The 8999-nt window shown below is 69.6% G+C and carries 7 protein-coding genes and 1 pseudogene; 4 read left to right on the top strand and 4 right to left on the bottom strand.

Features of this window, described 5'->3' with window-relative positions:
• Nucleotides 1-85: 85 nt before the first annotated feature.
• Both QMZ92_RS32850 and QMZ92_RS32845 read right to left on the bottom strand, forming a co-directional pair.
• A pseudogene (locus tag QMZ92_RS32850) lies at nucleotides 86-952 on the bottom strand (SMI1/KNR4 family protein); the annotation flags it as partial.
• 564 nt (nucleotides 953-1516) lie between these two features.
• Nucleotides 1517-1807: a hypothetical protein gene (locus QMZ92_RS32845; protein ID WP_283301227.1), complete on the bottom strand. Its 291-nt coding sequence runs from the start codon at nucleotides 1805-1807 to the stop codon at nucleotides 1517-1519.
• 377 nt (nucleotides 1808-2184) lie between these two features.
• Here QMZ92_RS32845 and QMZ92_RS32840 point away from each other — a divergent pair, with 377 nt between their 5' ends.
• A complete protein-coding gene (locus QMZ92_RS32840; RefSeq protein ID WP_283301225.1) occupies nucleotides 2185-2652 on the top strand; it encodes an SUKH-3 domain-containing protein in 468 nt (155 codons plus the stop codon).
• Here the strand turns inward: QMZ92_RS32840 and QMZ92_RS32835 are convergent.
• A complete protein-coding gene (locus QMZ92_RS32835) occupies nucleotides 2609-2803 on the bottom strand; it encodes a hypothetical protein (RefSeq protein WP_283301223.1) in 195 nt (64 codons plus the stop codon). The genes QMZ92_RS32840 and QMZ92_RS32835 overlap by 44 nt on opposite strands.
• A gap of 290 nt (nucleotides 2804-3093) precedes the next feature.
• On the bottom strand, nucleotides 3094-5601 hold the full coding sequence (locus QMZ92_RS32830) for a helix-turn-helix transcriptional regulator (protein ID WP_283301222.1): 2508 nt from the start codon (nucleotides 5599-5601) through the stop codon (nucleotides 3094-3096).
• A 183-nt stretch (nucleotides 5602-5784) separates the two neighbouring features.
• On the opposite strand from QMZ92_RS32830, the gene QMZ92_RS32825 reads away from it, so the two are divergent.
• From QMZ92_RS32825 to QMZ92_RS32815, 3 genes are all read left to right on the top strand, one after another.
• The gene (locus QMZ92_RS32825) at nucleotides 5785-6879 is read left to right on the top strand and encodes an alpha/beta hydrolase (RefSeq protein WP_283301221.1); all 1095 of its coding nucleotides are present in this window, start codon (nucleotides 5785-5787) and stop codon (nucleotides 6877-6879) included.
• Nucleotides 6880-7389: 510 nt separating this feature from the next.
• Nucleotides 7390-7617, top strand: a complete 228-nt coding sequence (locus tag QMZ92_RS32820; RefSeq protein ID WP_283301220.1) for a hypothetical protein — start codon at nucleotides 7390-7392, stop codon at nucleotides 7615-7617.
• Nucleotides 7618-7767: 150 nt separating this feature from the next.
• Nucleotides 7768-8745, top strand: a complete 978-nt coding sequence (locus QMZ92_RS32815; protein ID WP_283301219.1) for an alpha/beta hydrolase — start codon at nucleotides 7768-7770, stop codon at nucleotides 8743-8745.
• The last annotated feature ends 254 nt before the right edge of the window (nucleotides 8746-8999 follow it).

The following is an 8999-nucleotide window of genomic DNA, read 5'->3' as shown; positions in this document are numbered from 1 at the left end:
CCGAGGAGATGAACGCCGCGTTCACCGCCTGGGTCCCGCTGCGGCGGGCGAAGGTCCACGGCACTCACGGCGAGGTCATCGGCCTGCGGGCGGTCATCATCCCCAGCCAGCGGTCGTCCCCGCCCAGCCGCCATGTGCCGGCGGCCGGTTCGGTCGCCGAGACGGGCAGAAGTTCGGGCAGATAACGCGGGTCGGTCATTAGCAGGCAGTAATCCCGCTGGGCGCGAGGGGCCGCGAGATGCTCCAACTGGTTCAGCAGCACGGCGCTGTGCGGCCGCCCAAAGGATCGTGCCTCTTCGAGCAGGGACACGGCCTCCTCGTGCCGTCCGCTCAGGGCGAGCAGACGGGCCTTCTCAACCTGGGCGTCCTGGGCGCGTGTGGTCGCGCTCTCGAAGTCGGGACGCTCCGTACGGTCGGCGTGGAAGCTGCGGTACATAGCCTCCATGTACGTACGAAACGATGGGTATCGGTCGGGGAACTCACCGCTCCAGCCCTTGTAGACATACAACGCCCACTCGCCGTTCTCGTCGCGGTCGCCCGGGTCCAGCAGAGCGAGCGTCATGTCGGAGTCCGTTTCCAGCCGCAGCGACCGCCGCCACATGCCGGCGAGCAGGACCTCCTGCTCGCTCGGGTCGTCGCCCAGATTCTCCTCGTACAGGTCGCTCAGCCCGAACGGGTCCCCGGACCAGTCGATGTCCGCCACGCCGCCGAGCTGATATACGCCGGCGGTCTGCTCCACGCGCCACCCGTCGCTCACGGCGAGGAACTCCCGGTACGAGGGCGGCAGTCGCTGTCCGAGGCGCCGCTCGAGCGCGGTGATCGCGACTTCGTCCGCCCCGGGGCTGCCCAGCGGGACGACGCGCGGACCACCGTCCTCCTCATCGTCGGACGGAACCCACTCCTCCTGCCAACGGCCGAGGAAGACCTGCCATTCGAAAGACTCGTCGCTCATGACCGTGATCATGTCAGCCGCCGCTGACAACGGAACAAGGCCGCGGGCCGAGCGGGCCGCTCTGACTCGGACGGCGGCCCGCCGCCCGGCCCTCCTCGGCGAGATGAGCCGAAATGCCTCAAGACGCGTCTCCGCTGCAAGGCAGACCAGCAGGCCGGGGTGGTCCTCGGGCTCGGCGGGCCGGACAACAGCGAGTTGGCTCAGGCCGGCGGGGATGGGCGGTGATGAACGGGCAGGCACGGTCTTCCGCTGTGGTGATCAGGTACTCGACATCTCATGATCACCCGGGGGCCGTGCGTGCCTCCGTTCCGGCCCCGCGAACTCCGCAGCCATGTCCGCGCCTGAACCGGCATCAAGTCGGACAGAATCATCTGAACTACGCCGCCCTGGCCTCGTGGGGGTTGTTCGGCGATTCTTCCACTGCCAGAAGCAGGTGCACGTCATCCGCAGGCACTTTCAGGGTCGGCACGTCGATACGCCACCCGCCCAAGGGGAGATCGTGTTCCTGGTGGATTTCGAGGAGGCGGACGTATTTCGCCGAGCTGTCGAGGCTCGACTGCTGAATCAGCCGTTCAAGGCATTGGACAGCAATCCTCCGACCACCAGGAAGACGACGACCGCCGCGAGACCGACCCCTAGCATGGCTGCCACCTTGCCGGCAGTCGGCAGCTGCGTCTTGGCAATCTTCACGTTGGCGACCATGCCCAGAGCGCCCAGCCCACCGCCGATCGCGCCGCCCATGAAGAGCAGTCCCAGCGGGAGCAGGGAGAGGACCAGCTGCCACGGGGCGAGTCCGTCAAAGAGCTTCTTCTTGGTGAGCGGCGTAAGGGGGCCGACCTGCGGCGACTTTGACATGGCTGGTCCTTCCGATGCGCCAAACGTGCGCAGTCGATTCAAAGCGGGCGGGCGCGAGATGGTGCGCCCGAGCACAGGGTGCCCGCAAGACGTATCGCACGAGTGTTCGTGATCCTATCTGCTGGATGCCGTGCGGGCATGCGTCGCGGCGGCCTCCATTCGGGCACGATCTGCGCACTCCTGGCCGATCTGGCGCTTGAATCGCCATCAATCCGGACGGATCCGTTGAACGACGTCACCTTGGGCGTCAGGGGTGTCTGCGACGGAAAGTCTTCTGCAGTTCTGGTCCAAGTTCTGTGGCGCGGTTACGCACTGTTCCTTGGCGAGCGGCGGTGAGATGATCGTTTTTCATGCGTCGATGAGGAGCTGGGCCCAGAATGAGTAGCTGGTTGCCAGAGGTGCGTGAGGTCCTGGAAGCCTCAAGGTGGTTCCCCGAGTGCGTGGTAGACACGAGCATCTGGCGGTCCGCATCCGAACGCGCCGGGCTTGCGTGGCACGACGCGGCGGAGGGCTTCCTCAAGGAGTTCGGCGGCCTGACCGTGAACATCAGCGGCCCAGGAATCAGTTGTGCGCGCACGCCGTTTGAGCTGGATCCCGAACTGGCGCGAGGTGAAGAGGACCGGTTCACCGAGTGGGGCGAGACCATCGGTCGCAGCCTCGTTCCCCTCGGTGAACTTGATCATGGCCGGTTCTTCCTGGCCATCGACGAGTCCGGTGAGATCTACCTCGTCGAGACGTGGGTTGCCAGCTTCGGACCGATGCCGCAAGCGCTGGAGAACCTGGTCCTCGACGTCGCTCCCCTCACGATCGACGACGGATACCGACCTGCGAGACAAGCGCCCTGACGCACTGGTCGGCGTAGGCGTCGAGCGCGGTCTTGAGTGCGACGTCGGCACTGATGTCCTGTGTGGTGCCGCTCTGCGAGGCGAGTGCCTGCGTGGCGGCTTCGCGGGCCTTCAGGAAGCGGGGGTCTGTCGCCAGCAATTTCGGGAGCATGACAACTTCTTGGCAGGGGTGGGTGGATGGTTGGTTGAGGGCGGCGTGTCCAGCCGACCCTGCACTGCCGACACGCGGCCCAGGCAGCGCCCCGAAGTCCGTCCCTCAACCGACCAGCCCCAGCCCTCTCCATGCCGACAGATCGCCGAGGCGCGTCCCACGGTGCGCGCCCCGCCACGCAGTCTGACGGCGGCCCTGGTCCGAGTGAGCAGGGCCAGCCAGGTGTCCTACGGACACGACGAGCGAACACTCCTCCCCTCCGGCAGGGCCCACGGCAACGAGACCGGCACCTACCGCCCGTGTCCGCGTCGGACGCGCCACCGCCTCGTGGTCCGCCGGCTGAGGGGGTGGAACGAGTCCGCCAGGTGCTGTTGGAGCCGGACGTGGCGGAACTGGTAGACGGCACCGGTCCGGCGCAGTACACCGCGGCGATGGGCGTCCTCGACGAAGGCGACCACGTTCCAGGGCAGCCTGCGGGTCAGCGTCAACCACACCCGGGTCAGCGTCGCCCAGCGCCCCCACGCGGTGAAGGCGAGCACGTAGGCGGTGGCGCCGCCCAGGCCACCGACCGATCCGATCAGGAGCGCGCCCGTCGGCTGCCAGCTCAGCGGCCCGAGGGATTCCTGGAGCACGAGGACGACGAGATGCCCGCAGAGGGCGATCCCGAGGGCGAGGACGGGGACCAGCACGAGCAGTTGCCGACCCGCTTCGGCACGGTTCGCGGACAGCAGACGGATCGGCGTGGCCGCGGCGGTGATGTCCATGGGCGCTTCGAACGCGGCGAGCAGCCCGAAGACCAGCCCTGCTGTCAGGCCGAAGATCAGCCCGAAGGCCAACATGTTGATGAGCGCGCTCCGGACAACCTCCGGGTCAGAGAGGGGGAGCCCGCCCGACAGGGCACGCAGCAGGGCGAGGGCCCAGGCGTACCCGACGCCCAGCGTGGCCCCGCCCAGCAGCATGGATCCGAATCGGGCGGTGAACGAGCGGAGCGGCCGACGTTCCACCCGGCGGTCCGCGGCCGGCAGTCGGAGTCGTACGCGGAAGGGTTGGAGAGCGCCCCGCTGGAACGTCTCCATGACGGCGGAGACCAGGCCGAAGGCCACCCCGGCCAGCAGCCCGATCAACGTCCCCTGCAAGAGCAGCAGACGCGGGCCGAACAGGTCGGTGGTGCCCCAGAGCTGCGCGAGGAGCCCCACGAGCCAGGTGGCCATGGACATGCACAGCGTGGAGATCAGTGCGACGTGCAGGACCCGGGTCGCGGGACGCAGGCTGCCGCTGAGGCGCCACCAGGCGAGATCCTGCCCGCCGCAGTCGCTCCGGGACAGGCCGTGGGCCAGACAGGCGAGCCAGTGGCGGGCGCGGTCCGGATCCCAGTCCGGCTGCCGCCGTCCGTCGTCGGTCCGCTGGGTGGCCCGACGCCTGTAGACGGTGGGGACGAAGCTCGCCAGCAGATGGTCTTCCAGGTGGTCCGCGGTGGGGAAGCGGTCGGCGTCGAGGAGTTCCGAGGGGTCCTTCCCCGGCGCCTCGCTGTACGTCGTCCGGGCAAGGACGACCATGAAGGGGGTTCTCAGCACCCGGGCGAGGTTGGCGCAGGCCACGGCGTCGCCGCTTCCTGGTCCCTCCTCGCTCTGCCCAAGCCTGTCGAGGACGGCGTCCCACACGCCCCGGTTCTCTCCACCTCTGCCGTGGGAGACGCGCCGGGAGGTCCGGGGCAGATAGGCCATGAGGTCCTTGTGGGTGAGATCCGTGAGTTCGACGCACGCAGCCCACACCAGAGGTGCCTCGATCGCCTTGACCGCCCCGGCGTACTCCTCCTGGCGGCTGGTCAGTACCAGGGGTAACGAGGTGGTGTTGAGCTCGTCCAGTGCGGTGCCGCGCAGCTCCGCCGCCATCTCGTCGAACCCGTCCAGGATGGGGAGGATCAGGTCGGCGTCGACCAGCGAGGCCGCCTGCGTCGATCCGCCGGGGACCCTGCGGGCGAGGTGCGGGTGGTCCCGCAGGAGCCGCCCCACCAGCAGACCCCGGAAGGTGGTGGTGGTCGGGTCCCATGAGCCGAGACTCACGATCACGGGAACCCGGCCGAGGGGGGCCCTGGACGCGACAAGGTCGAGGGCGAGGCGAACGGCGAGTACCGACTTCCCCGAGCCCGCGCGGCCGAGTATCACCAGCCGCCCGGACTCGATGCGCCGGTAGGTCTCGGCCACGCTCCGCACATCACCACTCAGGTCCATATCGCCTGCCGTGGCACCGGGTTGCAGACGTTGCACGTTCTCCGGATGGTCCCCCAGCTCGCGTGCCGTCGGCCGCCAGCGGACGGGCAGCGGAAACGGGTCGTGGACCCGTCGCTGCTCCTCCTCCCGTCGCCAGCGGCGCCGGACCTCACCGGCAAGCAGGTCGGCGGCCTCGATGAGCGAGGCTGCGAGCGGAGACTGCTCCGCGGCAGGCGCGGCAGGGCCCGGCGCGGTGTCCACGACGGCCGGGGGACGGACCGGCGGGGGTCCGGGCTCGGGCTCGGGGTCGGGCCCCGGTCGTGGCTCGGTGTGCGGCGGCGCGGTGAACGGCTCCTCCCCGCTGCCGTCCCGGCCCAGCAGGTCCGTGAGCCGTCGCCCTTCCTCCCGCCCGATGTCCAGGGCCTGGGCGAGGAGCCTCACCGTCTGCAGCTGATGATTGCCGGACTTCCCGGTCTCCAGTCTGCGGATGGTGCGCACACTCACCCCGGACCGCTCCTCCAACTGTTCCTGTGTGAGGCCCGCGCGCTGGCGCAACCGGCGCAGCAGCGGACCCAGTTGGTCCGTCAATCGGACTCCTACGTCGCATTGGGTACGGCGTGCCAGAGGGTAACGTGACGACCGGTCACGCGTGGCCGGTCGTCTGGCCTGTTCGCTGAGCTGCGTGAACTGCATCGTTGTCGGGTCGGTGGCCCTGCCGGGCGCAAGCGGCCGCCGTGCCTGTCACGCCTCACGAAGGAGTACCCCTTCCCCATGCGGATACCTCATCTCCGCGCCCTCCGCGGCGCCGGCGCGGCCCTGGTCGCCGCCCTCGTGCTCACCGCCCTCGGCGGGCCGGTCGCCCAGGCTGACCCGCCTGCCGTCCCCGTCTTCACCGACGGCTTCGGCATCACCCAGGTCCCCGACGCCACCGAGATCCACTCCGCCTCGGACTTCACGATCACGGTCACCACCCCCCAGGTGTCCGGCCCGCACAAGATCCGCGTCCTCCTGCCCCACGGTTACGCCGGGGATCCGGAGAAGCGGTGGCCGGTGACGTACTTCCTGCACGGGGGCGGGGGTTCCGTCGACGACGTGGCAGCCGCCCCCGCCCTGCACTCCGACGAGATGATCACTGTCGTTCCGGACGGCGGTCTCAAGGGCTGGTACGCCGACTGGCTCATGCAGAACACCGCCGAGGGCGCCGCGAACTGGGAGACCTTCCACCTCACCCAGGTCGTACCGTTCATCGACGCCAATCTCCGCACCCTCCCCCAGCGCGACCACCGTGCCGTCGTCGGCCTGTCCATGGGCGGCTTCGGGGCCCTTCACTACGCCCAGGCCCGCCCCGACCTGTTCGGGCACGCGGCAGCCCTGTCCGGCGGTATCGACTTCGGCATGTGGCAGATCCGCGCGGCCGTCCTTGCCACGGAACTCAACCTCACGGGCGCCTGGTGCGCTGTGAGCAGCTCGTCCAGCACGTCCGGATCCGGCAGGTGCACCGGGTACGGCCCGTACGTCGACAGCGACGCGATCTTCGGCTCCCCGTACCCCGTGTTCAACGCCGACCGCGTCTGGAAGGCGGTAGACCCGGCCGCGCCCGCCAACCTCGCCAAGCTCGCCGACACCGGCGTCACCCTGTACACGGGCGACAACGACGTCGTGGACGTCCACACCGCCGCCGCCTCCAGGACTGTCAGGACACGCCTGGGCCAGCTCGGCATCGCCAGTCGCCTCGTCGACTACGGCAACGGCGCCTCCCTGGCTCCGACGTGCAACGGCGGCCACAACTACGGCTGCTGGGCTCCTGCACTCGCTGACTACATTCCGCGTCTGGAGACTGCGTTCGCGACGGCCAGGACCGACTGAGTGCTCTCTGGCGTTCCCTGATGAGGAGCCGCCATGGCCCCGCGGTCAGGCAGTGTGAGGGACCACGCCGTCACAGGTGCCGTCTGCGCGGTGTTGCCGCTGTCGGGACCGGTGGCACAGGACCGGCCCCGAACACGACCACCCGGGCACACTCGTGGCGCTCGGCACGTTCCCGTCGACCGCCGGCCCGGGTGCGGCCGACGCCGCCGGCAACGGTGACCGCCCCGGAAGCCGGCTGCCGCCGAGGACGCCGGGCAGTTGAGCGCGCTGCTTGATACCGCCCCCTGCGGGGGCGCGTCTGAGCAGTCCCTCCGACGCGGTGAAGGCCTCACGCACCGCCTCCCCTCTGCTCGTGAGCTGCTTCGGGCACCGTGCGGCGGCCCCCGGCCTGCGCTCCTCGTGGGGACGTCTGGTCGTCTGCGGTCGGCAACACGACCGTCGGTCCCTCGGCCGGGATCCCACCGCCACGGCCGCCCGTCCGTCCCCGCAGTGCGACATCCAGGAGTTCACATGGCATACCGCCACCGATGCGGCGCATGCGGATTCACCACGCGGTGGACCTCCCGTTCCGAGGCCGAGGACCTCTCGGTCGCCCACTACGCCGACCGCCATCCCGGCCTGGTCCCCGGCGGCATCGTCGAGATGAACAGGAGGAATCCCCGAACAATCGGCTACGCCGCCCCGCTCGGACTGGTGTTCCTCGTCCTGTTCCTGATCGTCGCCTCCTGTCTGCGATAGCCCATCAGCTCCGGGGGGATCGTCCGGCCTCCTCGCCGGCACCGGTCTCACCGTCCACGGATCACCCTGACCGCCCCACTCACTCCCAGTAACCATTCGTCACGCGACGTCGGGACCGAGTCCCGGAACGCGTCTCCCCAGGAGATCACCTTGACCGCACATCACCCCACCCGCAGAAACATCCTCAAGTCCGCCGGCGGGCTCACCGCCGCCATGGCCCTGGGGGCCGGAGGCGTGCTCGCGGCGGCGCCGGCGGCCGCGGCCGCCGGCAACGGCTTCGGACTGAGCATCGTCGACCGGAACGAGAGCGACTACCGGATGTGGTACTACAGGTTCCGGACCGAAGCCATCGGCTGGAACCCCGCAGTCAACGTCCTGCTGCCCGACGGCTACCACACCGGCGAACGCAGGTACCCCGTCCTGTACCTGCTGCACGGCGGGCTCGAGGACTTCATCACCTTCGACGCGCACCACGACATCCGCGGCCTGACGGCCTGGAAGAACCTCATCGTCGTGATGCCCGACGGAGGGCGTGCGGGCTGGTACTCCAACCCGGTCACCAGCAACGTGGGCCCCCGCAACTGGGAGCACTTTCACATGGCGCAGCTGCTGCCGTGGGTCGATGCCAACTTCCGTACGTACGCCGAGTACGACGGGCGTGCCGTCTCCGGGTTCTCCATGGGCGGCTTCGGCGCGCTGAAGTACGCGGCCAAGTACTACGGTCATTTCGCCTCGGTCAGCGCCCACTCCGGCCCGGCCAGCCTGCGCGGGCGCGGTGACACGGTCACCCACTGGGCCAACCTGTCCTCCGCCGCGGTGGAGCTGGGCGGCGGCACCGTCTACGGCGTGCCGTGGGACCAGGCCCGGGTCAGCGCCGACAACCCCGTCGAGCGGATCGAGAGCTACCGGAACAAGCGCGTCTTCCTGGTCGCCGGCACCAGCCCCGAGGACATCCAGGGGTACGCCAACGAGTCCGTGGTGCTCGACACCCAGCGGGAGTTCCGCTCCCACCTTCACCGCGTGGGCATCCCGCACGAGGCTCACGAGGTGGGCGGCGGCCACTACGTCCGTCGGGAACAGCTGGAGGCCGACATCAACGGTGTCATCGCGCGCCTCCGCAAGGCCTGACACCGGAACACGTGGTGCCACGGGACCAGCGCAGGCGCCGTGGCCGGTGACGGAACGGGCCCGCCGGGCCGCTGACACCAGGGGGCCAGGGGGGGCGTGAGCCGGGTGACGTCCTTTCGGCTTCCCCTGGTCAGCCACACAGCGAGGGACGTTCCGCGGGAGACGCTGATCAGGGGGTGCCTGCTCGCCCGACCTCCGTGGTCGACCGGCGAGGATCCGGTGTGTGTCCCCTTTCCGAGCCGGGACGTGCGCGC

This window comes from Streptomyces sp. HNM0645 (genome assembly GCF_030056615.1).
Taxonomy (GTDB): domain Bacteria; phylum Actinomycetota; class Actinomycetes; order Streptomycetales; family Streptomycetaceae; genus Streptomyces; species Streptomyces marianii.
This window is presented reverse-complemented; position numbering and strand designations above follow the sequence as displayed.

Coding starts and splice junctions, on each gene's coding strand:
- QMZ92_RS32845 (WP_283301227.1), bottom strand. CDS start 1,807: ATGTCAAAGTCGCCGCAGGTCGGCCCCCTTACGCCGCTCACCAAGAAG.
- QMZ92_RS32840 (WP_283301225.1), top strand. CDS start 2,185: ATGAGTAGCTGGTTGCCAGAGGTGCGTGAGGTCCTGGAAGCCTCAAGG.
- QMZ92_RS32835 (WP_283301223.1), bottom strand. CDS start 2,803: ATGCTCCCGAAATTGCTGGCGACAGACCCCCGCTTCCTGAAGGCCCGC.
- QMZ92_RS32825 (WP_283301221.1), top strand. CDS start 5,785: ATGCGGATACCTCATCTCCGCGCCCTCCGCGGCGCCGGCGCGGCCCTG.
- QMZ92_RS32820 (WP_283301220.1), top strand. CDS start 7,390: ATGGCATACCGCCACCGATGCGGCGCATGCGGATTCACCACGCGGTGG.